Origin of the sequence: Roseateles toxinivorans (genome assembly GCF_004362525.1) — a bacterium.
GTDB classification, from domain to species: domain Bacteria; phylum Pseudomonadota; class Gammaproteobacteria; order Burkholderiales; family Burkholderiaceae_C; genus Paucibacter; species Paucibacter toxinivorans.
This window is the reverse complement of sequence record NZ_SNXS01000003.1, coordinates 72,871-97,084: the sequence shown is the minus strand read 5'-3', so window position 1 is coordinate 97,084 and position 24,214 is coordinate 72,871. Positions and strand designations below refer to the sequence as shown.

The 24,214-nt window shown below is 67.9% G+C and carries 26 protein-coding genes; 9 read left to right on the top strand and 17 right to left on the bottom strand.

Annotation, left to right across the window (positions count from 1 at the left end):
• Positions 1-87: 87 nt before the first annotated feature.
• A complete protein-coding gene (locus DES47_RS11725) occupies positions 88-804 on the bottom strand; it encodes a Crp/Fnr family transcriptional regulator (RefSeq protein WP_243748275.1) in 717 nt (238 codons plus the stop codon).
• A 324-nt stretch (positions 805-1,128) separates the two neighbouring features.
• On the opposite strand from DES47_RS11725, the gene DES47_RS11720 reads away from it, so the two are divergent.
• Positions 1,129-1,314: a CsbD family protein gene (locus DES47_RS11720; RefSeq protein WP_133700901.1), complete on the top strand. Its 186-nt coding sequence runs from the start codon at positions 1,129-1,131 to the stop codon at positions 1,312-1,314.
• Between the two features lie 85 nt (positions 1,315-1,399).
• Entirely contained in the window at positions 1,400-1,657 is a 258-nt protein-coding gene (locus DES47_RS11715) for a DUF1488 family protein (protein WP_133700900.1), read from the top strand.
• Here DES47_RS11715 and arcC read toward each other — a convergent pair.
• The 8 genes from arcC to DES47_RS11675 all read right to left on the bottom strand — a co-directional run bounded on the left by arcC (position 1,654) and on the right by DES47_RS11675 (position 11,489).
• Positions 1,654-2,577 carry a carbamate kinase gene (gene arcC, locus DES47_RS11710; protein WP_133700899.1) on the bottom strand — a complete coding sequence of 308 codons (924 nt, stop codon included), beginning with the start codon at positions 2,575-2,577 and terminating at the stop codon, positions 1,654-1,656. The genes DES47_RS11715 and arcC overlap by 4 nt on opposite strands.
• On the bottom strand, positions 2,574-3,572 hold the full coding sequence (argF, locus tag DES47_RS11705) for an ornithine carbamoyltransferase (protein ID WP_133700898.1): 999 nt from the start codon (positions 3,570-3,572) through the stop codon (positions 2,574-2,576). The genes arcC and argF overlap by 4 nt, the downstream gene beginning before the upstream one ends.
• A gap of 21 nt (positions 3,573-3,593) precedes the next feature.
• Positions 3,594-4,811 (bottom strand): arginine deiminase, encoded by a 1,218-nt coding sequence (arcA, locus tag DES47_RS11700; RefSeq protein WP_133700897.1) that lies wholly within the window; start codon positions 4,809-4,811, stop codon positions 3,594-3,596.
• 17 nt (positions 4,812-4,828) lie between these two features.
• Positions 4,829-6,301, bottom strand: coding sequence for an arginine-ornithine antiporter (gene arcD / locus DES47_RS11695; RefSeq protein WP_133700896.1), 1,473 nt, complete (start codon positions 6,299-6,301; stop codon positions 4,829-4,831).
• 461 nt (positions 6,302-6,762) lie between these two features.
• Positions 6,763-7,968, bottom strand: coding sequence for an ABC transporter permease (locus DES47_RS11690; protein ID WP_133700895.1), 1,206 nt, complete (start codon positions 7,966-7,968; stop codon positions 6,763-6,765).
• 10 nt (positions 7,969-7,978) lie between these two features.
• A complete protein-coding gene (locus DES47_RS11685; RefSeq protein ID WP_243748274.1) occupies positions 7,979-8,731 on the bottom strand; it encodes an ABC transporter ATP-binding protein in 753 nt (250 codons plus the stop codon).
• Positions 8,728-10,068: an efflux RND transporter periplasmic adaptor subunit gene (locus DES47_RS11680; RefSeq protein ID WP_133700894.1), complete on the bottom strand. Its 1,341-nt coding sequence runs from the start codon at positions 10,066-10,068 to the stop codon at positions 8,728-8,730. Before DES47_RS11680 ends, DES47_RS11685 begins: the two co-directional genes overlap by 4 nt.
• Positions 10,069-10,070: 2 nt before the next feature.
• Positions 10,071-11,489, bottom strand: a complete 1,419-nt coding sequence (locus tag DES47_RS11675) for an efflux transporter outer membrane subunit (RefSeq protein WP_133700893.1) — start codon at positions 11,487-11,489, stop codon at positions 10,071-10,073.
• Between the two features lie 287 nt (positions 11,490-11,776).
• On the opposite strand from DES47_RS11675, the gene DES47_RS11670 reads away from it, so the two are divergent.
• The 4 genes from DES47_RS11670 (at position 11,777) to DES47_RS11655 (ending at position 16,029) form a co-directional block, all read left to right on the top strand.
• Entirely contained in the window at positions 11,777-12,508 is a 732-nt protein-coding gene (locus tag DES47_RS11670; RefSeq protein WP_133700892.1) for a Crp/Fnr family transcriptional regulator, read from the top strand.
• Between the two features lie 86 nt (positions 12,509-12,594).
• Entirely contained in the window at positions 12,595-14,658 is a 2,064-nt protein-coding gene (locus DES47_RS11665) for a PAS domain-containing hybrid sensor histidine kinase/response regulator (protein WP_133701542.1), read from the top strand.
• 8 nt (positions 14,659-14,666) lie between these two features.
• Positions 14,667-15,512, top strand: coding sequence for a response regulator (locus DES47_RS11660; protein WP_133700891.1), 846 nt, complete (start codon positions 14,667-14,669; stop codon positions 15,510-15,512).
• A 19-nt stretch (positions 15,513-15,531) separates the two neighbouring features.
• Complete coding sequence (locus DES47_RS11655) at positions 15,532-16,029, top strand: hypothetical protein (RefSeq protein ID WP_133700890.1); 498 nt, start codon at positions 15,532-15,534, stop codon at positions 16,027-16,029.
• 14 nt (positions 16,030-16,043) lie between these two features.
• Here the strand turns inward: DES47_RS11655 and ppk2 are convergent, their stop codons facing one another.
• The 7 genes from ppk2 to DES47_RS11620 all read right to left on the bottom strand — a co-directional run bounded on the left by ppk2 (position 16,044) and on the right by DES47_RS11620 (position 21,395).
• Positions 16,044-16,865 carry a polyphosphate kinase 2 gene (gene ppk2, locus DES47_RS11650; protein WP_133700889.1) on the bottom strand — a complete coding sequence of 274 codons (822 nt, stop codon included), beginning with the start codon at positions 16,863-16,865 and terminating at the stop codon, positions 16,044-16,046.
• Positions 16,866-16,923: 58 nt separating this feature from the next.
• A complete protein-coding gene (locus DES47_RS11645; protein ID WP_133701541.1) occupies positions 16,924-17,610 on the bottom strand; it encodes an ABC transporter ATP-binding protein in 687 nt (228 codons plus the stop codon).
• A gap of 58 nt (positions 17,611-17,668) precedes the next feature.
• On the bottom strand, positions 17,669-18,964 hold the full coding sequence (locus tag DES47_RS11640; protein ID WP_208114976.1) for an ABC transporter permease: 1,296 nt from the start codon (positions 18,962-18,964) through the stop codon (positions 17,669-17,671).
• Positions 18,961-20,202 (bottom strand): efflux RND transporter periplasmic adaptor subunit, encoded by a 1,242-nt coding sequence (locus DES47_RS11635; protein WP_243748273.1) that lies wholly within the window; start codon positions 20,200-20,202, stop codon positions 18,961-18,963. The genes DES47_RS11640 and DES47_RS11635 overlap by 4 nt, the downstream gene beginning before the upstream one ends.
• A 106-nt stretch (positions 20,203-20,308) precedes the next feature.
• Positions 20,309-20,866 carry a sterol desaturase family protein gene (locus DES47_RS11630; protein WP_208114975.1) on the bottom strand — a complete coding sequence of 186 codons (558 nt, stop codon included), beginning with the start codon at positions 20,864-20,866 and terminating at the stop codon, positions 20,309-20,311.
• A 45-nt stretch (positions 20,867-20,911) separates the two neighbouring features.
• Entirely contained in the window at positions 20,912-21,070 is a 159-nt protein-coding gene (locus DES47_RS11625) for a DUF3309 family protein (protein WP_133700886.1), read from the bottom strand.
• Positions 21,071-21,089: 19 nt separating this feature from the next.
• Entirely contained in the window at positions 21,090-21,395 is a 306-nt protein-coding gene (locus DES47_RS11620; protein ID WP_133700885.1) for a hypothetical protein, read from the bottom strand.
• A 104-nt stretch (positions 21,396-21,499) separates the two neighbouring features.
• Between DES47_RS11620 and DES47_RS11615 the strand changes: the two genes are divergently transcribed.
• The 3 genes from DES47_RS11615 to DES47_RS11605 all read left to right on the top strand — a co-directional run bounded on the left by DES47_RS11615 (position 21,500) and on the right by DES47_RS11605 (position 23,267).
• Entirely contained in the window at positions 21,500-21,802 is a 303-nt protein-coding gene (locus tag DES47_RS11615; RefSeq protein ID WP_133700884.1) for a c-type cytochrome, read from the top strand.
• A gap of 86 nt (positions 21,803-21,888) precedes the next feature.
• Complete coding sequence (locus DES47_RS11610) at positions 21,889-22,407, top strand: hypothetical protein (protein ID WP_133700883.1); 519 nt, start codon at positions 21,889-21,891, stop codon at positions 22,405-22,407.
• Entirely contained in the window at positions 22,404-23,267 is an 864-nt protein-coding gene (locus DES47_RS11605) for a hypothetical protein (RefSeq protein ID WP_133700882.1), read from the top strand. The genes DES47_RS11610 and DES47_RS11605 overlap by 4 nt, the downstream gene beginning before the upstream one ends.
• 11 nt (positions 23,268-23,278) lie before the next feature.
• On the opposite strand, the gene DES47_RS11600 is transcribed toward DES47_RS11605, so the two are convergent.
• Positions 23,279-24,118, bottom strand: a complete 840-nt coding sequence (locus DES47_RS11600) for a hypothetical protein (RefSeq protein ID WP_208114974.1) — start codon at positions 24,116-24,118, stop codon at positions 23,279-23,281.
• Positions 24,119-24,214 lie beyond the last annotated feature (96 nt).

Sequence of the window (24,214 nt, the reverse complement as noted above, 5' to 3'; positions counted from 1 at the left end):
TCGGTTCCTTGGACTTTGGTTCAAGTCCAAGTCTTGCCGGTTTGCATCGGCCCGTCTGTCTGGCAGCGCACACTGGCGCCAACAAACTCAGCTCGCCACGGTGGCCGGCAGCAGCCGGTCGTATTCCTTTTTGACCACCGCATAGCACTCGCAGGCACGGCGCTCCAGGCCGGGACGGTCCAGGGCGGTGATGTGGCCGCGCCGGTAGCTGATCAGCCCGGCCTCCTGCAGACGGCCGGCCGCCTCGGTCACGCCCTCACGGCGCACACCCAGCATATTGGCGATCAGCTCCTGCGTCATCACCAGCTCATTGGTCGGCAGGCGGTCCAGGCTCAGCAGCAGCCAGCGGCACAGCTGCTGGTCCAGCGAATGGTGGCGGTTGCACACCGCCGTCTGCGACATCTGGGTGATCAGCGCCTGGGTGTAGCGCAGCAGCAGGTGCAGCACCGGGCCGGCACGGTTGAACTCCTGCAGCATCAGGTGGGCCTTGAGCCGGAAGCCCTGGCCCGCGCTCTGCACCACCGCGCGGCTGGGCGTTGACTCGCCGCCCATGAACAGCGACACGCCGACCAGCCCCTCGTGGCCCACCACGGCAATCTCGGCCGAGGCACCGTCTTCCATCACATAGAGCAGCGAGACGATGGCGGTGGTCGGGAAATAGACATGGCTCAGATGGCCGCCCGACTCGTACAGCACCTGACCCAGAGGCATCTCCACCGCTTCGAGCTGCGGCAACCAGCGCGCCCATTCCTCCGGCGGCAGCGCGGCGAGCAGCTGGTTGCGGCGGGGATTCGGCACATTCACCAGAGTGAGCCTCCGTGGACGGGAACCGGAAGAAGCGTCGTCGCGATTGTCGTTGACCAAGGCCATAGTGATCTCTCGATGAGTGGGCTGGCGCACAGACGCCCGACCTCGCCCAGACGCACGATCCTGGCAGCTGTGCATGTCCCCACCCTAACACCATCACCAAGACGCAGGCCTCAGCGGCGCGGAGTTGACGGGGTAGGACAACACCGACATTGACTTGCGGCGCGTGCCGATGTCAGCCGATCGATGCCGGCCCTAATCTTGACTCCACGGGGCGCAACAGCGCGCTCCGCCTTGCAACATCAACCGAAAGGAAACACCATGAACAAAGACCAAGTGAAGGGCACCGCCAAAGAGACCCTGGGCAAGGTGCAGGAAAAGCTCGGTGAAGTCATAGGCAACACCGATCAGCAAGTCAAGGGCATTGCCAAGCAGGTCGAGGGCAAGACCCAGAAAGTTGTGGGCGACGCCAAAGAAATGCTGAAAGACGCCAAGCACAAGGCCTGAGCGTGTTCTGATCCGGGAGCCCTGCGGGGCTTTCATGGGCCGCGACCAGCGTCGCGGCCTTTTCCATTGCCGCCAAGGGAGCGCCATGTCACACCCCCCTCACTACCACGCTGACTCCGGAGCGATACGCTTCTGGGTCATGGTCGATGAACAACTGGTGGGCGCCAGCATCAGCAGCGCCACACTGCACTACCGCTACCGCCCCACCGAGCAGGGCGACGACCCGCTGGAAACCTATCACAAGCATGAGCAGGACCTCGCCGCCGCCGTGCGCCGCCGCGTGGCCGGTGGCTCGATCGAGCCGGTGATGCTGCGCGAGTACGACCTGCGCAGCCCGGCCTAAATCAGCGTACGGGCGCCTGTGGGGCTGACCTGCGTGCCGGCCTCGCCGCGCAGCATCGCCTCGATACGGTCCAGCGAGCCGATTACCGCGCGTTGGCCGGTGGCGCGCACAAAGTCACAGGCGGCTTCCACCTTGGGGCCCATCGATCCCGCCGGGAAGCGCACTGAAGCCAAGGCCTCGGGAGCCACATGGCCCACGGCCCGCTGCGTGGGCAATCCGAAGTCCAGATAGACGGTGTCGACATCGGTGGCGATGACCAGGCAGTCGGCGCCCAGATCGCGGGCCAGCAAGCTGGAGCAGGCGTCCTTGTCAATCACCGCCTCGACGCCCTGCAGCCTGCCCTGCGCATCGGCCGCCACCGGAATGCCACCCCCGCCGGCCGCCACCACCAGCGCGCCCTGCGCCAGCAACCAGCGGATCGGCTGCAGGCCCAGCACGGACTTTGGCGCCGGTGAGGGCACGACGCGGCGGAAGGCCTTGCCGTCGGGCGCCATCGTCCAGCCCTGCTCGGCCGCGATGCGCTCCGACTCGGCCTGCGTGTAGACCGGGCCGATCGGCTTGGTCGGCGAGGCAAAGGCCGGGTCGGACAGATCAACGGCGATGCGCGTCATCAAGGTTGCCACCACCCGTTCGGGCAGCAGATTGCTCAGCTCCTGCTCCAGCAAATAGCCAATCATGCCGTCGGTCTGCGCGCCCAGCACGTCGAGCGGATAGGTCTGAACCGTCGCATAGGCGGCCGACTGCAGGGCCAGCAGGCCGACCTGAGGGCCATTGCCGTGGGTCAGCACGAGGTCGTTGCCCGGTGCCACCAGAGCAATCTGCGCTGCGGCGCGACGAATATTGGCCAGCTGGTTGCCGGCACTCAAGTCCTGGCCCCGGCGCAGCAGCGCATTGCCGCCCAACGCAATGACCAGCTTCATGCCAGCGTGGCGACCAGCACCGCCTTGATCGTGTGCACGCGGTTCTCGGCCTGGGTGAAGACGATGGAGGCCTCTGACTCGAACACCTCGTCGGTGACCTCCAGCGCCGTCAGGCCGAACTGCTCGTGCAGCTGGCGGCCCAGCTCGGTGTCGAGGTTGTGCAGCGCCGGCAGGCAGTGCATGAACTTGGTGCGCGGCTTGCCGGTGGCGAGCATCAGTGCGGGCGTCACCTGGTAGGGCAGCAGCTGTTCGATGCGCTGTGCCCAAACCTCCTTGGGTTCGCCCATGGACACCCAGACATCGGTGTAGATGAAATCGGCACCTGCCACGGCCTTCAGCGGGTCGGCCACGATGGTGATCCTGGCGCCGGTGCGCTCGGCCAAGACGTGCATGGACGCCACCAGCTCGGCCGGCGGCTGCAGGCCGGGCGGCGCGGCAATGCGCACATCCATGCCCATCTGCACACCGCCGATCAGCAGCGAGCAACCCATATTGAAGCGCGCGTCGCCGATGTAGCAGAACGACATCTCGTGCAGCGGCTTCTCGCCGAACTCCTCCATCGTCAGCAGGTCGGCCAGGATCTGGGTCGGGTGCGACTCGTCGGTCAGCCCGTTCCAGACCGGCACATGCGAGAAGCGCGCCAGCTCCTCGACCACGCTCTGGTGGAAGCCCCGGTACTCGATGCCGTCATACATGCGGCCCAGCACGCGGGCAGTGTCCTTCAGCGACTCCTTGTGGCCGATCTGCGAGCTGGCCGGGTCGATATAGGTGACATGGGCGCCCTGGTCGTGGGCCGCCACTTCGAAGGCGCAGCGCGTGCGTGTCGAGGCCTTCTCGAACACCAGGGCGATATTCTTGCGCTGCAGGCGCTGCATCTCGTTGCCAGCATATTTGGAGCGCTTCAGCTCGGCCGCCAGGTCAAGCAGATAGCGGATGTCGCGCGGCTCGAAATCGGCCAGGTCCAGCAGCGAACGGTTGCGCAGATTGAAGCTCATGGTGTGGCCTTGGTGAGGGTGTCAGAGAGGATCGCGCTGCACCGGGCAGCTCATGCAGTGGCTGCCACCGCGACCGCGGCCCAGTTCGCTGCTGGGTATCGTGATGACCTCGACGCCGGCCTTGCGCAGCAGCGTGTTGGTGTAGACATTGCGGTTGTAGGCCATCACCACGCCCGGGGCCAGGGCCAGCAGATTGTTGCCGTCGTCCCACTGCTCGCGTTCGGCCTCGAAGCCGTCGCCGCCGGTCTGCACGACGCGCAGGGCCTTCAGGCCCATGGCCTCGGCGACCACATCGAGGAAGGGCTGGGTTTCGGCGCGCACATCCAGCGCGCCGCTCGCCTCGCCCGGCCGCAGACTGAACGCGCGTATCTCGGCCACGACCTCGGGGAAGACGGTGACCAGATCGCGGTCGCAGAAGGTGAACACCGTGTCCAGGTGCATCGCCCCACGCGATTTTGGCAGCTGCGCGGCAATCACCCGGCTGGCAGCTCCTTGCGCGAACAGTCGTCGCGCCAGCTGGCTGACCGCCTGCGGCGAGCTGCGCTCGCCCATGCCTATCAGCACCAGGCCATTGCCCAGCGGCATCACATCGCCGCCCTCGATCGAGGCCTGGCCGTGGCCACGGTCGGGGTCGCCCCACCATTCGGTGATCTGGCCCTTGAAGGCCGGGTGGAAGCGATAGACGGCCGTCATCAAGAGCGTCTCGTGGCGGCGTGCCGGCCAGTACATCGCGCCCAGCACCGCGCCATCGCCTATCCAGCAGCTGGAGTCGCGGGTGAACAGGGTGTTGGGCAGTGGCGGCAATAGAAAGTCCGCCGCGCCCAGGCATTGGGCGCTCAGGCCCGGCACCGCGAACGGCAGCTCGCCGCGCAGCAGGCCGCCGATCAGATGCTCGGCCAGCTTTTGCGGTGTCAGCGCCTCCAGCCAGGGGCGCAGCTCGGCCGCGGCCTCGGGATCGATGAAGTCAGGGCCGAGCTTGCGGTCCAGCAGCCAGGCGCGGGGCTCGGGCAGTGCCACGACCTCGGCCAGCAGCTGGTGCAACTCCAGCACCTCGACGCCGCGCTCGCCCATCGCATTGGTGAACACATGGTGGTCGTTGCGCGCCTGCGAGACCCATAGCACATCGTCGAACAGCAGTTCCTTGCAATTGGCCGGCGTCAGCCGCGCCTGGGCCAGGCCCGGCCGGCAGACCAGCACCTTGCGCAGAACGCCGACTTCGGAATGCACGCCATAGCTCATCTTTTCTCTCCCAGGAATCAAAGGGCCAGCTTGCCGGCACTCAACCAGTAGCCCGACAGCAGCGCCAACGCCACCAGCGCCGCAAACAGCGCCCACTCGAATGAACGGAACAGCGGCCTGCCCTGCTCACGCTTGGCCAGCATGAAGACCAGTGCGCCCGGTGCGTAGAGCAAGGCGCTGAGCAGCAGGTACTTCGGGCCCGCGGCATACAGCAGCCAGACGCAGTAGACGGTGGCAAGCCCGGTGATCGGCAGATCGATGCCGCGCAGCGTGCCGGCTTCGCCTTCACGGCGCAGTGCCAGCACCAACCCATAGACGGCGCTGAACAGATAGGGCAGCAGGATCATCGCGGTGGACAGCGAGATCAGCGCCAGGTACGAGGCCTTGGAGAACAGGGTCACGAGCAGGAACAGCTGCACCATGCCGCTGGTCAACCACATCGCGTTGGCGGGCACGCCCTGCCCGTTCTGCTTCGCCAGCGCCTTGGGCATCACGCCATCGCCGGCCGGGGTGAACAGCGACTCGGCCGCCAGCAGCGTCCAGGCCAGAAAGCCGCCACCGACCGAGACGATCACACCGATATAGATCAGCACCGCGCCCCAGGTGCCGACCGCCTTTTCGAGCACGCCGGCCATCGAAGGGTTCTTCAGCCCGGCCAGGTCCGGCTGGCTCAGGATGCCCAGCGACAGCAGCGATACCGCCATCAGCAGCGCCAGCGTGATCAGGAAACCGGCGATCGTCGCCTTGCCCACATCGGCACGGTTGCGCGCCCGGGCCGAATAGACGCTGGCGCCCTCGATGCCGATGAACACCCAGACCGTGACGAGCATCGTGCTCTTGACCTGGTCCAGCACCGAACCGAGCTTGGCGTCGCCCCACAGACTGAGCGTGAACACATCGACCTGAAAGGCCAGCGCCACCAGCACGATGAACAGCAGCAGCGGCAGCACCTTGGCCACGGTGACCACGGCATTCAGCACCGCCGCGCCCTTGATGCCCTTGAGCACCAGCCCGTGCACGACCCACAGCACGACCGAGGCACCGATCACGGCGGCGGTCGTATTGCCCTCGCCGAAGGCCGGGAAGAAGTAGCCCAGGGCGCCAAAGGCCGCGACCAGATAGCCGACGTTGCCCAGCCAGGCGCTGACCCAGTAGCCCCAGGCCGAGTTGAAGCCGACATAGTCGCCGGCAATCGCCCGGGCATAGGCATAGACGCCGTTGTTCAGCGCCGGCTTGCGCAGCGCAATCATCTGGTACAGCAGGGCCAGGCTCAGCATGCCAGCGCCGGTGATCAACCAGCCAATCAGCACCGCCCCGGCCCCCGCGCCGGCCGCCATGTTCTGCGGCAGACCGAAGATGCCGCTGCCGATGATGGAACCCACGACAAGGGCGGTCAGCAGGCCCAGCGAGAGCCTGGCCGGAGCGGCGGCGACCGCCGCGGACTTTTCCGGTAATGCCTTGGGTGTGGCTTGGGATGTCAGCGTACTCATCGTGATCCTTTCATGGCCTCGGGCGCTGATGATCGCGACGCACGCAGCGACTTGCATTGATCTACATCATTCGACGCAATCCACGATCAATAGTGATAAAAGTGGCGGCGAATGTCTGTCTGCCAGCGCACGGCTCTAGCCATGCCTTCGCTGCCGGTGGCGCATTGCGAGCCGGCGTCGCCCAGCTTTTGCCACGCCACGGTGCATCAGCGCAGGCGCAGCCCCGCCGGTCGACGGGCGCCTGTGCGGGGCTGAGGAGCGCAGCGGCTTGGGCCAGCACGCGCCAGCGTGCGGATCAATAAACTGACTGGGCGCGTTTGTCCGAGCTTAGTGAGCGAAGCGAACGGGGCGAGTTGCGCGACCGGCCCAAGGTACGAGCACCGCAAGGTAGTCGAAGACCCCCGCACTGAAGCCCGGCGGCTGGCGGGGCTGCGGCTGCGCCGCCACCCAACGCCGACCTATCACTCATGCCGCAACGCCTCAATCGGATTCAGCTGCGCCGCCCGCCGCGCCGGCACAAAGCCGAAGACCACGCCAATCGCCGCCGAGAAAGCGAACGACAGCAGGTTGATCGCCGGATCGAAGAGGTAGGGCAGCCCCATCAGTTGGGCCAGCGCAATCGAGGCCACGGTGGCCAGCGCGATACCCATCAGCCCGCCCAGCGCGGCCAGCACCACCGCCTCGATCAGGAACTGCAGCAGCACCTCACGCTCCAGCGCACCTATGGCCAGGCGCACGCCGATCTCGCGGGTACGTTCGCTGACGCTGACCAGCATGATGTTCATGATGCCGATGCCGCCCACCAGCAGGCTCACCGCCGCCACGGCACCCAGCAGCGTGGTCATGATCTGCGTCGTGCCCGACAGCGTGTCGGCGATCTGCTTGGTGTCGAGGATGTTGAAGTTGCTCTCATCGCCGGCGCTGAGCTTGCGGCGCTCGCGCAGCAGATCCGTCAGGCTGGCCTTCAGGCGCTCGCTGTCGGTGTCGTCCTGCATTGAGACCAGCAGGGTCGAGATGCGCTGGTTGCCGGTGACGCGGCGTTGCAAGGTGTGCAGCGGCACCAGCACCATATCGTCCTGGTCATTGCCCATCGCGCCCTGGCCCTTGGAGGCCAGCACACCGATGATCTCGCAGCTGAACTGCTTGACGCGCAGCTGCGCACCCAGGGACGGCAGGCTGCCGAACAGCTCGCGGCGCGGCGTCTCGCCGATCAGGCAGACGGCGGCGCCGGCGCGCAGCTCGGCCTCGCTGAAGATGCGGCCGCTGGCCAGCTTCCAGTTGCTGGTGTCGAAATAGGCATTGCTGCTGCCGGTCACGCTGCTGGCCCAGTTGCGGCCGTTGGCCACCACCGTCACACCGGTGCGCACCTCGGGTGCCACCGCCCTGACGCCGCCGATCTGCGTGGCGATGGCGTCGATGTCGGTCTCCTTGAAGCTGGGCGCGCCGCCGCCGCCGCCGGGGCCCTGGCGCTGGCCCGGCCGCACCATCAGCAGATTGCTGCCCAGGCCGGCGATCTGGTCCTGCACCGACTGGGTCGCGCCCTTGCCCAGTGTGACCATGGTGATCACGGCGCTGACGCCGATGACGATGCCCAGGATGGTCAGAAACGAGCGCAGCAGGTTGCGGCGGATCTCGCGCAGGGCCAGCAGCAGTGAATTGAGCAGCATCGTGGGTTCCTCAGGCCGGCAGGGCCACGCTCGTGTCGGCGCCTTCGCCGACCGGATGCGGGTTGGGCTCGTCGCTGGCGATCTCGCCATCGACGAAGCGCACCAGGCGGCGCGCATAGGCCGCCATATCGGGCTCGTGGGTGACCATCACCACGGTGATGCCGCGTTGCACATTGAGCATCCGTATCAGGTCCATGATCTCGCGGCTGCGCGCCGTGTCCAGATTGCCGGTCGGCTCGTCGGCCAGCAACACGGCGGGCTGGGTGACGATGGCGCGCGCGATCGCCACGCGCTGCTGCTGCCCCCCGGACAGCTCGGCCGGCGTGTGCGTCTCCCAGCCGGCCAGGCCGACCGAAGCCAGCGCCTCCTGGGCCGCCTGTCGGCGCATCGCCGCGCTCTCGCCGCGGTAGAGCAGCGGCAGCTCGACGTTCTCCTGCGCCGAGGTGCGGGCCAGCAGGTTATAGCCCTGGAACACGAAGCCCAGGAAGCGCCGCCGCAGCCGCGCCCGCTGGTCGCGCGACAGCCGCTCGACATGCACGCCCTGGAACAGATACTCGCCCGCGCTCGGCGTATCCAGGCAGCCGAGGGTGTTCATCGCCGTCGACTTGCCCGAGCCGCTGGGGCCCATCACGGCAATGAACTCGCCGGCGTGGATGTCCAGATCAATGCCCTTCAGCGCCATCAGCTGCGCCTGGCCCTCGCCATAGACCTTGGTGATGCCGCGCAGGCGTATCAGCGGCAGCTTGTCGACCGCCTCGCTCACCTCAAAGCCCCACTGCGCTGGTCGGTGATCACCGCCATGCCGACCTTCAACTCCGGGCTCGTGACCTCGGTCAGGCGGCCGTCGCTGATGCCGGCAGTGACGGCGACCGCCACCGCCTGGCCGTCGCGCAAGACCCAGACCTGGCGCTTGGCCGAGCCGCCCTGCCCTCCACCATTGCCACCGGCGCGGCGCTGGCCCTGGCCACCGGGCCGTTGCGGCATCAGCTTGGAAACCAGGCTGCCGCTGTTGCTGGCGGCCGCCGCCTGCTTGGCCGCCGCAGCAGCCGGGTTGAAGCGCAGGGCGCTGCTGGGCACCAGCAGCACATCGCTGGCCTGCCGGGCGGCAATCGTGGCGGTGGCCGTCATGCCCGGGCGCAAGCTGAGGTCGGTGTTGTCGACCTCCAGATAGGTGATGTAGGTCACCACGTTGTCGGTGGTGGTGGACCCGAAGGCGACGCGCGTCACCTTGGCCGGGTATTGGCGGCTGGGGTAGGCGCTGACGGTGAAGCTGGCCTTCTGGCCGACCTGCACCGAGCCGACATCGGCCTCGTCCACATTCACCTGCAGCCTGAGCTTGGCCAGGTCCTCGGCGATAGCGAACAGGGTCACGGCCTGCAGCGAAGCGGCCACCGCGTTGCCCGGTTCCACCGAGCGGGTCAGCACCACGCCGTCGATCGGCGACTGGATCGAGGCCTTGGACAGATTGATCTCGTCGGTGCCCAGTGCCGCCTGCGCGTCGGCGACACCGGCGCGGGCACTGGTTTCATCGGCGACGGCCCGGTCCAGGCCGGCGCGGCCGCTGTCCAGCTCGGCCTTGGACGGCACCTTGCCGCCCGACAGGCGCGCCACCTCCTCCAGCCGGGCCAGATTGCTGCGCGCCTCCTTCACGGTCGCGGCGGCCTGCAGCACCCTGGCCTGGGCGGCGGCCAGCGAGGCGCGCGAGCGGGCGATCTGGCCGGACAGCTTGGCCGTGTCCAGCCGCACCAGGACCTGACCCTTCTTGACGCGGTCGTTCACATCCACCAGCACGCTGCTGATCGTGCCCGACAGCTCGCTGCCGATGTTCACCGCCCGCGTGGGCTGCAAGGTGCCGTTGGCGGTGACCGACAGGGTCAGGTCACCACGGGTCACCGCTTCGGTGGTGTAGGCGGGCGCGGCATCGCTGGCCTGCTGCCGCTGCCAGAAGTACCAGCCGGCTCCCGCCGCCATCAGCAGCGCGAGGCCCAGCCAGAGGGTCCAGCGCCGCCACCAGGGCTGCCGCCCGGGATCGTCCAGCAGGGTGGCAATATCGCCAGCGGCCGGCGGGGTGACGGGCTTGGGTGGGGTCGACGAGGGCATGTTCATGGCTTGGCGGGCGATACGCGGATCGTGTTGTCTTGGTCGGGCACCCAGCCACCACCCAGCGCCTTGTACAGACGCACATGGTCGGTGTTGAGGGTGGCCAGCAGGTTGGCGACGCTGTCTTGGGTGCCGAGCGCATTGCGCTGCGTCTCCAGCACGACCTGGAAGTCCACCAGGCCGCTGCTGTAGCGCTGGCGGGCCAGCAGGGCGGCGCTCTGCGCCGACTCGGCGGCGGCGCGCAGGTATTGCAGGCGCTCGCGGTCATGGCGCAGGGCGACCAGCGCGTCCTCCACCTCCTGCAGCGCCGCCAGCACGGTGGCCTCATAGGTCGACTGCACCTGGTCGAACCCGGCCTCCTGGGCCCGCACCCGGGCCCGCGCCGCGCCGCCGTCGAACAGCGAGGCCGAGACACTGCCCAGCAGGCCGGCCGCCACCGAGGACCCGCTGGTCAGCGAGCCCAGGGCCAGCGAACTCAGGCCCAGCGAGCCGCTCAGCTGGAAGCTCGGATAGCGCGCCGCATCGGCTTGCCGCATCCGGGCCCAGGCGGCGGCAACGCGAGCCTCGGCGGCACGCACATCGGGGCGCTGGCGCAGCGTCTCGGCCGGGAAGGCCAGCACCAGGTCATCGCTGGCCTGTGGCGTGCGCTCGACCGCCACCAGGCGCCCGTGCAGCGCGGCCGGTGCCTGGCCGGTCAGCACCGCAATCGCATGCTCGGTCTGCAGTGCCGCCGCCTGCAGGGCCGGCAGTTGCGCCTGGGTCTGCGCCACGGCGGCACGGGCCTGCTCCAGCTCAAGCGAACCCACCAGGCCGGCCTCGGCGCGCCAATCGGTCAGCTGCAAGGTCTCCTGCTGGCTGGCCAGGCTGGCCTGGGCAATCAGCAGGCGCGCCTGCAGCCCGCGCAGTTGCAGATAGTTCAGGGCCAGCTCGGCTGCCACCGACACCTGCACGTCGCCGAGGCTGGCCAGGCTGGCCGCCGTGTCGGCGTCGGCCGCACTGACGCCCGCGCGCTGGCCGCCAAACAGGTCGGGCTCCCAGCCGGCATCCAGCCCGGCACGAAAGCCATTGCTGCTGCTGCGGCTGGCGCCAGAGTAATTGCGCTGGGCCGAGGCGCTGAGGCCCAGCGACGGACCGAGGCCGGCCGTCTGCACATCGCCCAAAGCGCGGGCCTGGCGCAGTGCGGCCACCGCGCTTTTCACCGAGCGGTTGGCGTCCAGGGCCTCGGCTATCAGCGCGGCCAGCAGCGGATCATTGAAACGCAGCCACCACCGGGCCAGCGGCGTGGAGCGGGCCGACGCGGCTGATTCAACCCAGGCCGTGGGCACTTGCACGCCACCGCCGGCCGGTAGGCCGCTCGGCAGGCTGGAGCAGGCCCCCAGGCCCAGCAGCAGCAGGCCGGTCACCATACCGTGCAGTGTCATGGATGTCCTCTCAGAGTGCCGACGCTTCAAGTCTGCCAGCCGGGGGCCAACCGGTCTGTGCGCCAACGCATATTTCATCATGGGGCTCAGCATGGGCCGGCCTCATTGCTGCTTCGTTGCCGGAATGTGTCCGGCTGCTGTGTACGCCAGCGTACAGACAGGTCCAAGCCTGGGCCCTAGGGTGAGCTCAGGCACAGAGCCATGCCCCTCCCGAGGCGCGGCGCTGCCGCCATGCCCAGGCCCTGCTGCTGGCGCCCGACTCCTACGCCAGCCACGCCACGCAAGCCATGACCCCTGACCTGTCCGGCACCCACAATCCGAACCAGAATCATCTGCTGGCCGCCCTGCTGGATGCCGAGTTCGACCGTCTGGCCCCGCAGCTGGAGTTGATCACCATGCCGCTGGGCGAGGTGCTCTATGAGTCGGGCGGCAAGCAGCGTCACGTCTATTTCCCGACCACGGCCATCGTCTCGCTGCACTATGTGCTGGAGAACGGCGGCTCGTCGGAGATCGCCGGCGTCGGCAACGAGGGCATGCTGGGCATATCGCTGTTCATGGGTGGCAACTCCACGCCCAGCCGCGCGGTGGTGCAGACGGGTGGCCATGGCTACCGGCTGGGTTCGGCCCTGCTGATGGACGAGTTCAAGCGCACCGGGCCGGTGCTGCGCCTGCTGCTGCGCTACACCCAGGCCCTGATCACGCAGATGGCGCAGACGGCCGCCTGCAACCGCCACCACTCCTTGTCGCAGCAGCTGTGCCGCTGGCTGCTATTCACCCTGGACCGCCTGCCCGGCAACGAGCTGACCATCACCCACGACCTGATCGCCAGCACCCTGGGCGTGCGCCGCGAGGGGGTGTCCGAGGCGGCCAGCCACTTGCAGACCCAGGGTTTCATCCGCTACCGCCGCGGCCATATCACCGTGGTGGACCGGGCCGGCCTGGAGGGTCGGGTCTGCGAATGCTACGGCGTCGTCAAGAAGGAACTGGCGCGCCTGCTGTGCGACGTCAGGCAACGCTAGAAACACTGAACATGCCCCTGATCGAGTCACTGACACGCTGGTACACGCGCCTGCTGCTGGCCCTGGGCCAGACGCCCTCGCCCGCCATGGCCGTGGCCCCGACCGCGCAACCCTTTGTGATTGCCGGCGCGCTGCAGGACGCGATCTTCAACAGCGCCAACTTCTCCAGCATCGCCACCGATGCGCAGGGCGTGATCCAGATCTTCAACGTCGGTGCCGAACGCATGCTGGGCTACCAGGCGGCCGATGTGGTCAACAAGGTCACCCCGGCCGACATCTCCGACGCCCAGGAGTTGATCGCCCGTGCCGCCACCCTGAGCCAGGAACTGGACGCCGCCATTACCCCCGGCTTCGAGGCGCTGGTGTTCAAGGCCTCGCGCGGCATCGAAGACATCTACGAGCTGACCTATATCCGCAAGGACGGCAGCCGGCTGCCGGCCCTGGTGTCGGTGACGGCGTTGCGTGACGCGCAGGACGCCATCATCGGCTACCTGCTGATAGGCACCGACAACACCGCGCGCAAGCAGGTCGAGGCCGAGCAGGCCCTGCTCGACCAGCGCCTGCGCGACCAGCAGTTCTACACCCGCTCGCTGATCGAATCGAATATCGATGCGCTGATGACCACCGACCTGCGCGGCATCATCAGCGACGTCAACCAGCAGATGGCCACCTTGACCGGCTGCAGCCGCGACGAGCTGATCGGCGCCCCGTTCAAGAACTACTTCACCGACCCGCAGCGTGCCGAGGAGGCCATCACCCGTGTGCTGCGCGAGGGCAAGGTCACCAACTATGAGTTGACTGCCCAGGCCGTCGATGGCCGCGAGACCGTGGTGTCCTACAACGCCACCACTTTCCACGACCGCGAGCGCAAGGTGCAGGGCGTGTTCGCGGCGGCCCGCGACATCACCGAGCGCAAGCAGTTCGAGGCGATGTTGCAGCAGGGCAATGCCGAGCTTGAGCTGGCCAAGGCAGTGGCCGAGAAGGCCAATCTGGCCAAGTCGGACTTCCTGTCCAGCATGAGCCACGAGCTGCGCTCGCCGCTGAATGCGGTGCTCGGTTTTGCCCAGCTGATGGCCTCGGAGCAGCCGCCACCGAGTGCATCGCAGAAGCTGTCGATCGACCAGATCCTGCAATCGGGCTGGTATCTGCTGCGGCTGATCAACGAGATCCTGGACCTGGCGATGATCGAGTCGGGCAAGGTCTCGATCTCGCAGGAGTCGATGTCGCTGACCGAGGTGCTGCAGGACTGCCAGGCGATGGTGGAGCCGCAGGCCCGCAAGCGCGGCATCCAGGTCATGCTGCCGCGCATCGACGGCCGCTTCTATGTGCATGCCGACCGCACCCGGCTCAAGCAGGTGGTGATCAATCTGCTGTCCAACGCGATCAAGTACAACCGCGATGGCGGCGCCGTGATCGTGCAATGCGGCATGAGCGCCGAAACGCGGGTGCGGCTGAGCATCCAGGACACCGGCATCGGCCTCAGTACGGACCAGCTGGCGCAGATGTTCCAGCCCTTCAACCGCCTCGGCCAGGAAACCGGCAGCGAGGAAGGCACCGGCATCGGCCTGGTGGTGACGCGCCAGCTGGTCGAGCTGATGGGCGGCACGATGGGCGTGGAAAGCCAGGTCGGCGTGGGCAGCGTGTTCTGGGTCGAGCTGGGGCTGGCCGGCGCACCGGAGCTGTTGCTGGACGAGCCTTTCCGCGAAGCCCTGCATACCGATGAGGCGGTGGTCCAGTTGCCGCCCTCGTCGCAGCGCACGCTCTTGTACGTCGAGGACAACCCGGCCAATCTGTCCCTGGTCGAGCGCCTGATCGCCCGACGCAGCGACCTGCGCCTATTGACGGCCATCGATGGCCACAGCGGCGTGCAGATGGCGCGCAGCTTCGCGCCCGACCTGATCTTGATGGACATCAATCTGCCCGGCCTCAGCGGCTTTGGCGCGCTGGCCATGCTGCAGAACGACCGCGCCACCGCGCACATTCCGGTGCTGGCCCTGTCGGCCAATGCCATGCTGCGCGATGTCGAGAAGGGGCTGGCGGCCGGCTTCTTCCGCTACCTGACCAAGCCGATCAAGGTCGATGAGTTCATGGAGGCGCTCGATCTCGCCCTGGCCCAGACCACCCCACCCGAACTGCTGCCCACCGACTGAGGCCCCCCATGCTAGACCCCGCCGAAATCCTCAATGCCAGCATCCTGATCGTCGATGACCAAGCGGCCAATGTGCTGCTGCTGGAGCGCATGCTGCGCGACGCCGGCTACGGCAACTGCAGCTCGACGATGGACCCCAAGGCGGTCTGCGGCCTGCATCTGCGGCACCGCTACGACCTGATACTGCTGGACCTGCAGATGCCCGAGATGGATGGCTTCGAGGTCATGGAGGCGCTCACCGGCATCGAGACCGGCGGCTATCTGCCGGTGCTGGTGATCACCGCCCAGCCCGGCCACAAGCTGCGCGCGCTGCAGGCCGGCGCCAAAGACTTCGTCAGCAAGCCGTTTGAGTTGGTGGAGGTGCAGACCCGCATCCGCAATATGCTGGAGGTGCGCCTGCTCTACCGCCAGCTCGCTCTGCACAATATGTTGCTGGAGCAGAAGGTGCTGGAGCGCACCGCCGCGCTGCGCGACAGCGAGGCCCGCTTCAAGAGCCTGGCCGAGCTGTCGTCCGACTGGTACTGGGAGCAGGACGCCGCCGGCGTGTTCACCAAGACCTCGGGCCCGGTGTTCGAGATGCTGGGTATGGAGACTCCCGCCGATGCGAGCGTGGATCAGCCCGCGCCGCGCTGGAACTCGGACGAGCGCGCCCAGCTCGACGCCAATATCGCCGCCCGTCGCCCCTTCCTGGACCATATCTACAGCCGCACACTGACCAACGGCACGGTGCAATACCTGCAGGTCAGCGGCGAACCGATGTTCGACGCCGGCAGCGCCTTCATCGGCTACCGCGGCGTGGGCTCGGACATCAGTGAGCGTGTGAAGGTGCACGCCCTGGCCACTCCAACCATCTGAGGTCATCATGGAATCAAGCATGCACAAGATTTCCGCGCTCTACCCGACCAAGTCTGAGGCGCAGGGCGTGCGCCAGCACCTGCTCGGCGCCGGCATCGCCGACGGCGACATCTTCCTGCACTCCGAGCATGCGGCACAGGCTGCCGAGGAAGGCAGCGACGAGGTGCTCAAACACGTGCTCATGGACGGCGCCATCGGCACCGCCGTGGGCACCGGCGTCGGCGTGCTGGGCACCGTGGCACTGGTCGCCGCCAACGTGACCCTGTTCGTGGCCAGCCCGCTGATTGCGCCGCTGGCGATGCTGGGCTGGTTCGCCAGCCTGGGCGGTGTCGTCGGCGCCGTGGCCGGTGCGGGCAGCAAGCAGGGCAAGTTCTCGGACTTGCTGCGCGACGCGATCCAGGTCGGCAACACGGTGCTGGTGGTGCGCACGCACGACGAGGCTCAGCGAGAACTCGTCAAGGGCCTGGTCACGGCGTCTCTGCAAGGGCGCGACATGGTCGCAACGGAATCGGATTGAGTGACTGAGAACCTTCAGCGCGCCAGGCGACCGTTCACCAGACAGTCCGGAGTGAACTCGAAGGCGATCGCCGGATCGGGCCGCACCAGCTTGGCTCGCCTGCCGTCATAGTCCAGCCGCGACAGGATGTCGCGGATCAGATTCAGCCTGGCCAGACGCTTGTCATTGGCGCGCACCACATGCCAGGGCGCTGCCTCGGTGTGGGTGCGCAGCAGCATCGTGTCGCGTGCATGGGAATAGGCCTTCCAGTGCTTAAGTGCCACCGCATCGACCGGGCTGCTCTTCCACTGGGTGAGCGGGTCGCGCAGGCGGGCGGCGAGGCGACGCTTCTGCTCGTCCCTGTCGATATCGAGGTAGTACTTCAGCAGCTTGATGCCGGAGTGAACCAGCAGCGCCTCGAAGCTGGGCACAGACAGCATGAAGTCTTCGTACTCTGTTTCACTGCAGAAGCCCATCACGCGCTCGACGCCGGCGCGGTTGTACCAGCTTCGGTTGAAGAACACCAGCTCCTGGGCCACCGGCAGCTGGGCCACATAGCGCTGGAAGTACCAGGCATGGCGTTCACGGTCCGAGGGTGCGCCCAGGGCCACCACACGGGTCTCGCGGGGGCTGAGGTGCTCGATGACGCGCTTGATGCTGCCGTCCTTGCCCGCCCCGTCGCGCCCCTCCACGATGACCAGTATCTGCTGCCCGCAGCGAATGAAGTGCCGCTGCAGCTTGACCAGCTCGATCTGCAGCAGGCGCAACTGGGCTTCGTACTCCTCACGCGCGGGCCGGGCCGGCGCCGGCTCAGCTTCGGCTTCGCCCTGTGTCTTGTTCACGGCCTTCTTGCTCATCGTCATTGCCTCCGGTTTCGAACGGCTTGCGTCTGCTGGCCGGCACACCGGGCCGGCTTCAGCCACCGGCCTGTGCCACCACTCTGCCATCGACGACCTCGATGGTCTTGTCGCAGCGCAGGGCCAGCTCCGGATTGTGAGTGACGAACAGCACGCTGGTGCCCTGCTCCCGGTTCACCCGCCGCAGCAGGTCGAACACCGCATCGGCGCTCTGCGTGTCGAGATTGCCGGTGGGCTCGTCGGCCAGCAGCAGCGCCGGGTTCATGGCCAGTGCCCGGGCCAGCGCGACCCGCTGCTGCTGCCCGCCCGAGAGCAGGCCCGCAGGCTGGTTGCGCCAGGGCGACAGGCCCACACTGTCGAGCAGCTCGGCCGCGCGCTCGGCCATGGCCGCGTTCGGGAAGCCCGCGTCGCCGAGCAGGGGCATCAGCACATTTTCCAGCGCGGTGAAGGCGCCTAGCAGGTTGTGAAACTGGAACACAAAGCCGATGCTGTGGCCACGCAGCCGCGTCAGCGCATGATCGGCCAGCGCCGTGGTCTCCTCGCCACAGACCTTCAGCAGACCCTGCGTGGGCCGGTCCAGCAGCCCGACGATGTTCAGCAGGGTGCTCTTGCCCGAGCCCGACGGCCCCATCACCGCACAGAACTCGCCACGCCGCAGCGTCAGGTCGATGCCGTGCAGCACCTCGGTCTCGTTGGGCAGACCCACGTTGAAGGACTTGCGCACGCCCTTGAGCTCGACGACCACCGGCTGATCGGCCGGTTTTGCGGTCTGTTTTGCGGCCTGCTTTGTGGCCTGCCCCGGCTCAGCCACGGATTGCCACCACCGGGTCCAGCCTAGCCGCACGCAGCGCCGGGGCGAAGGCCGACACCAGGCCGGTCAGCGTGGCCAGCACCAGCGCCGCCACGAACAGGCCGGGCTCGAAGGTCAGCGGGAACAGCGGCGTGCCGTCGGCGTTGCGCTGCACGCGCTGCCACACCAGCAGGGCCATGCCGCCCAGGGCCGAGCCGACCAGGGCGCCGCCCAGACCCAACAGGCCGCCCTGCAGCAGGAACACCCGCAACACCTGTCCCCGGGAGATGCCCATCGCGCGCAGGATGCCGATCTCGCGCGACTTCTGCACCACCGACACCACCAGCACGCTGGCAATACCCAGGGCCACAGACAGGGCCACGAACAGGCGTATCAGCGTGTTCGAGCTCTGCTGCGCATTGACGGCGGTGAAGAACTGCGCATTGGTGCGGATCCAGCTGTCGGCCTGCACGCCGGTGGCGGCGGTGATGCGCTGGGCCACGGCCTCGGCGGCATAGACATCGCGCACCGTCACGTCCAGCACCGACACGCCGCCGGGCAGGCCCAGCAGGCTTTGCGCGTTGCGCAGTGCCATGAAGGTGCTGCGTTCGTTGGCGGCCTTGTTGCCGAGATCGAAGATGCCGGAGATGGTCAGCGTGCTGGCCGCGCCGCTGGCAGCGGTGATGCGCAGCTTGTCGCCCAGATCGACGCCCAGGTCGGCGGCCAGCTCGGTGCCGATCAGGATGTCGCTGCTGCCCAGTCGCGACCTGCCGCGCACGATCTTGTCGTCCATGGAGACGATGCGGAAATAGAGCTCGGGCTGCATACCGACGACCGAGATCGCGCGGCTGGCGTCACCGCGCACGACCAGCGCCGAGCCGGTGGCCGCCGGAGAGACCACCAGCACCTCGGGCATGGCGCGGATCTGCGCGGCCACGCCCTGCCATTGGTCCAGGCTCTTGAGCCTCTGCAACGGCGCCTGCAGCACGGCACCCTCGACCAATCCGGGCTTCTGGCCGGAGGTGTCGGCGCGCAGCGGTCGCACCGTCTCCTTGGGCGGCAGCAGCTGGATATGGGCCTGGCCCGTCAGCACCCGCCGCATGAAGTTGGCCTGCAGCCCGCTGAGCAGGGCCGACATGAATACGATCACCGCCACGCCTATGGCCACGCCACCGATGATGAAGGCGGTCTGCATGCGACCCTCGCGCAGGAAGCGCAGTGCCACGATCCATTCGAACGGCTGCCAGCGCGGCAGCTGCGCCAGCGCGGGCACGGGCGCAGGCACGGCGGCGCCGGCCTCCCCACTCATGGCGGCAGGGCCGCGGGCAGCGGCCGGATACGCGCGCCATCGACGATGGTCAAGGCCCCCACCGGCGCCACCTGGTCGCCGGCCCGCAGGCCCTCGAGCACCTCGGACAGGCCGCTGCTGCGCAGGCCCAGCCTGACCGGCTGGCGCCGCACATGTCGCCCGTCCAGCTTCAGCACCCAGGGCGCAGCGCCATCGGCCTCGTGCAGCGCATCGTTCGAGACCAGCACCGCCATGGGCCGCCTGGCAACCTCGATGTCCACCGACACCGTCATGTCCTGCTTCAGATAGGCCGGCGGCTGCGGCACGCCCAGCCTGACCTCGACCGCGCCGCGCTGCGCGTCGACGGCCGGGTTGATGAAGTCGAGCCTCGCTTCAAAGCGCTGCTGCGGATAGGCATCCGCCGAGGCCAGGGCGGACAGGCCCAGGCGCAGCAGTCGCAGATTCCGCTCGTCGATCTGCACCACCAGCTCGGTACGACCGGCAGGCGACAGCAGCAGCAGCACCTTGCCGGGCTGCACGACATCGCCGGGCTCGACATTGCGGGTGATGACGGTGCCGGCCGACGGCGCGCTGACGGTGGCATAGGCCAGGCGCGCGCGGGCCGCATCCGCTCCGGCCTGGGCCTGGGCCAGGGCCGCCTCGGCAATCGCCGCATCACTGCCGGCCGGCCTCGCACTGTCGAGTTGCTGCCTGGCGCTGGTCAGCTGGGCCTGGGCCACCTGGTCGGCGCGCAGCGCCTCGTCGAGCGCGGCCTGGCCGATGAAGCCCTGCGCCTTCAGGTCATGGCTGCGCAGCAGCGCATGGGCGGCCGCCTGTCGATTCGCCTGGGCCTGGCGCAGGCCCTGCTCGGCCATCGGTGCCTGCAACTCGTGCAGTTGGCGCAACCGGGCACGGGCCTGCTGGACGGCCAGCTCGGCCTGTTTGAGCTGGGCCCGCAACTCGGTCGATTCCAGCTCGATCAGCGGCATGCCGGCCGCCACCTCCTGGCCTTCGATGACCGGCACCGCGCGCACGGTGCCGGTGATCTGCACGCCGATATCGGCCCGATGCGGCGTGGCCACGCGCCCACTGGCGACAACGGTCTGCACGAAGTCTCGTTGCAGCACGGGCTGCATCGCGACCTCGGGCCCGAGCAGCAAGCGCGGCCCGGCCAGCGCCGCAAGCGCCAGCAAGGCCAGCAGGAGGGCAAGCTTGAGCGCATGGCGCCGCAGCGAGTCGGAGAAAGAGGCGATCGTCAAGATGGCGGAGTTCTAGGCAATTGGCGCACCGCAGGCGAGCCACGGGACATGCGTCGAGCATGCCGACAGAGGCGATCCGGCGGATTGACTTGCGTCAAGTCGCGTGTCAGCGGGACAGGCCGGACCCCGCCGTGCGGAACACCCGATCCCAGAAGCCACTGGTCACGCCGTAGCGACCACGCTCCAGGATCGGCTCCTGCGGACTGCCGTGGTGCAGCGCATGCCAGCGCTTGCGGCGCACTATCCATGCACGCTCGCTGCGACCATGGTGCATCACATGATGGGTGATGGTGTAGACCAGATAGCCGGTCAGCAGCCCCCAGGTCACGGCGCAGGCCCGCCACACATCACCCAGCAACAGCGCGGGCATGAAGACCAGGGCGGCGATCAGGCTGCCGCTCAGCACCGTCGGCGTGCAGATCAGCGCCGTCGGTCGGCGGTGGTGTTCAGCATGCCAGGTGCTGAAGGGCCGCAAGCCATGCAGCACGAAGCGGTGCAGCACATACTCGACCAAGCTCCAGCCGGCCAGGCCCAAAAGCGCCAGTGCCAGCAGTGGCAGGCGCTGTGCCGGCGGACCGGCCAGCATCAAGAAGCCGGCCAGGGCCGCCGACGCACCGCCATACAGGGCGAAGTCGGCACGGTAGGCGGTACTTCCGTGTTCCATCGAAAACCAGCCCATGCGGTCCCTTGATGATTCAAGCTGCGTGGGTCAGATCCGGCCCAAAAGCAGCAACACGAGCAGGATCACGACGATCAGCCCCAGCCCCCCGGTGGGGCCGTAGCCCCAGCCGCGGCTGTGCGGCCAGGCCGGAAAAGACCCGATCAGCATCAGGACCAGAACAATCAGCAGGATGGTGGCAAGACTCATGATGTCTCCTTGTTGACGATCAGTTCGACGGCGACGATGCCGGCGGCACCACGATCACGGTCGTGCCACCGGTTCTGCCGGTATCACCCTTGTTGCCGTCATAGCCCTGAGTCCCTTGTGCGCCCTGTGTGCCTTGAGTGCCCTGGGTACCTTGGGTGCCTTGTGTACCCTGTTCGCCCTGGGTGCCCGGAACGCCGGGAGGGCCTGCCGGGCCGGGGACAGGAGTTGCCACCGGTGCCGGCGGCACATTGACGACAGTCGGCTTGTCGCAGGCGGCAAGGCCCAGCGACAGCAGCAGTGCGGAAACAAGCATCGAATGATTCATCGCAAATCCTTGGTGGTTGAGGTTTGGTACAAGATGGTCACAGCCTATGCCGACTGGGGAAATAGTTCCGTGCGTTGGCGAACACAGGCGCAAACGGAGCCACCATGTCAATTCGGCCGATTGCCTCACTGATGCTTGGCACCCTGCTGAGCCTGCCCGCTGGCGCCAGCGATGGCGGGCAGCTCGCCGCCGACCATGGCTGCATGAACTGCCACGGCCCGGCAGCCAAGTCGGCCCCGGGCCTGCAGGGCCTGAGCGCCAAGTTGCAGCGCAAGGGCGACAGCCCCGAGGCGCTGCAGCACCTGCTCAAGGAAATGCGCGAAGGCAAGACCATCCACGGGCACCAGATGGTGTCGGACGAATCGGCCATCGCCATCCTGGCCTGGATGGCACGAGGGTCACGCTAGGGCCTCAAGGCTTTGTTGGCGAGCGCACAGACCGTTGCCGGCGATGGCTTTACAAAGGCACATCGATAGCCTGCGGAGGTCTGAAGATGCGCACCACGACAACGGGTTTGAAGGCGGTGGCTTGGGGCGCGGCTCCGTCTGAGGCGCCACCCGGGCGCTGGTTCACACCGGGCCTGGCGGCGCCGGAGGAGCAGATCAGCGATCTGCCCTCGAGCCTGGGCTTCATCGGGCTGCAGGCGGCCTTCCGGGCCACCGGCGGAACGGCACGCGCCGATGACCTGGCGCGCCTGTTGGAGTACCGGCGCAGCGCCGACGGCGCCACCTTGCCGGAGCTGATGGCCGAGGGCGCGGTGTTCGGCTTCCGCTGGCGCCATTGTCTGTGGATACCGATGTTCCAGTTCGACCTCGCCGACCTGTCGATCAAGCGCGGGCCGCACGCCGTGCTGGAGGAGCTCTCCAACGATTTCGACGGCTGGACGCGTGCGGCCTGGTTCGCCCGCCCCACGGCCTGGCTGCAAGGTCGCCGGCCGGTGGATCTGCTGGAGTCGAACCTGAACGCGGTACTCGGCGCGGCGCGGGCCGACCGCTTCATCGCGGCCGGGTGAGGGGTCACCTCGCGCTGCTGCTGGCGGCACTGCTGAGCGCCGGGGGAGCGGCTGCCTCCGAGGCGGCGGGCGGCGATGCCGCACAGGCGCTACACCGAAGCCAGCGCACCCTGGCAGAGGCGCTTCGCCACAATGACTTTCAGCAGCCGTTGTGGCTGGAGTCGCAGGAGCGCGAAGGCGAACTCAGCGGCGATGTGCATGCGCTGCTGCCCTACCCCTTTGCCGCGTTGCGCGCTTCACTGACCCAGGCCGCGCAATGGTGTGAGTTGCTGATGCTGCAGATCAATATCAAGCACTGCGAGCCCGCACCCGGGGTGCTGGCGCTGCACTTCGGCCCGCGCTATGCCCTGCCCCTGGCCAGCACCCTGCGCCTGAATCTGGACTATCAGGTGCCCAGCGACAGCCCCGACTACCTGCGCATCGAGATGAAGGCCGCCAACGGCCCGCTGGGCACACGCCAGTACCGCATCCTGCTGGAAGCGGTGCCGACGGAGGACGGGCAGTCCTTTGTGCACTTCAGCTATGCCTATGGCTACGGCCTGCCGGCACGGCTGGCAATGCAGACCTATCTGAGCCTGGCCGGCCGCGGCAAGATCGGCTTCAGCCGGGCCCCCGCGCGAGCCGGTGCGCCGCCCCGGCCTATCGACGGCCTGCGCGCGGCGATCGAGCGCAACACGATGCGGCACTACCTGGCCCTGGGCGCCTATATGGACAGCCTGTCCGCTCCGGCGGCGACGCGCACCGGGCAGCGCCTGGCAGCCTGGTTCGACGCCACCGAGCGCTATGCGCTGCAGCTGCATGAGATGGAGCGCGACGACTACCTGAGCATGAAGCGCAAGGAGCTGCGGCTTCAGCCCTGAGACGGCCGGACCTACTTGCCGCGTCCGCCCTTCTCGTCATCCTTGTCCCGGCCACGGTTCTGCGCACCGCCCTTGTCGTCGCGATCACGGTCCCGGCCACGCTCTGCGGCGGGCGTATGGGCCTGCGGAGGCCGGGTTGCTGCTTCAGGCCGGACTTGCCTTTCCGGCTGCGCATTGCCACGCCGGGTCGGCTCGCCCGGTTGGCTGCGCGGCATGTCCACAGGTCTCGTCACGCTGGGCTGGGGCGCGCGCTCATGGCGCGAGCGGATGTTCTCCTGCTGCTCGGCCGCACGGGGGTAGCGCTCGCCCGAGTAGGGGCGCTGATAGACCGGCAGCGGCGTGGCGCGCGGCGGCGTGCGATGGTTCCACTGGTCCCAGCCGCGCCGCTGCTGCGCCCAGTCCGGGCCCCAGTGATCGCCCCAGCGCGGCGGCGCGTCGGCACGCCAGCCGCGGAAGTACGGCGGGGGCTGGCGGTAGTAGCGCACCGGCACGCGCAGCACGAATACCGGCACCACATCCCGGTCCACGCGGCGCCAGGGGCCGTCATACCAGACGCTCTCGTACCAGTCGTCGTTCTGATAGACCCAGTACTGCCCCTCGTAGAAGAAATAGTTCGAGTTCGCCCCCGGCGCGTAATAGACCGGATAGCCGGGCACGGCCATCATGCGGGGGTAGCTGGGCATATTGATGCCGATGTCCACGCCGGGCAGCTGTATGCCGATGCCGACATTGACCTGGGCCTGCGCGGCGGGCGCCTGGCCCAGCAGCAGCGCCAGCCCAAGGGCCCAAGCCAGCTTGGCCAGTGGGTGGGACGCCAAGCCCCGCTTGCGAGTGAGAGCGCTGAGTGGCATGGAGGCTCCTGCGAAATGTGCTTGATTGAGGCGAGTCACGCCCGAATGTCACAGCCTGCGCGCCAGAACTTCATCCGTCGGTGCGCTGGCATACAG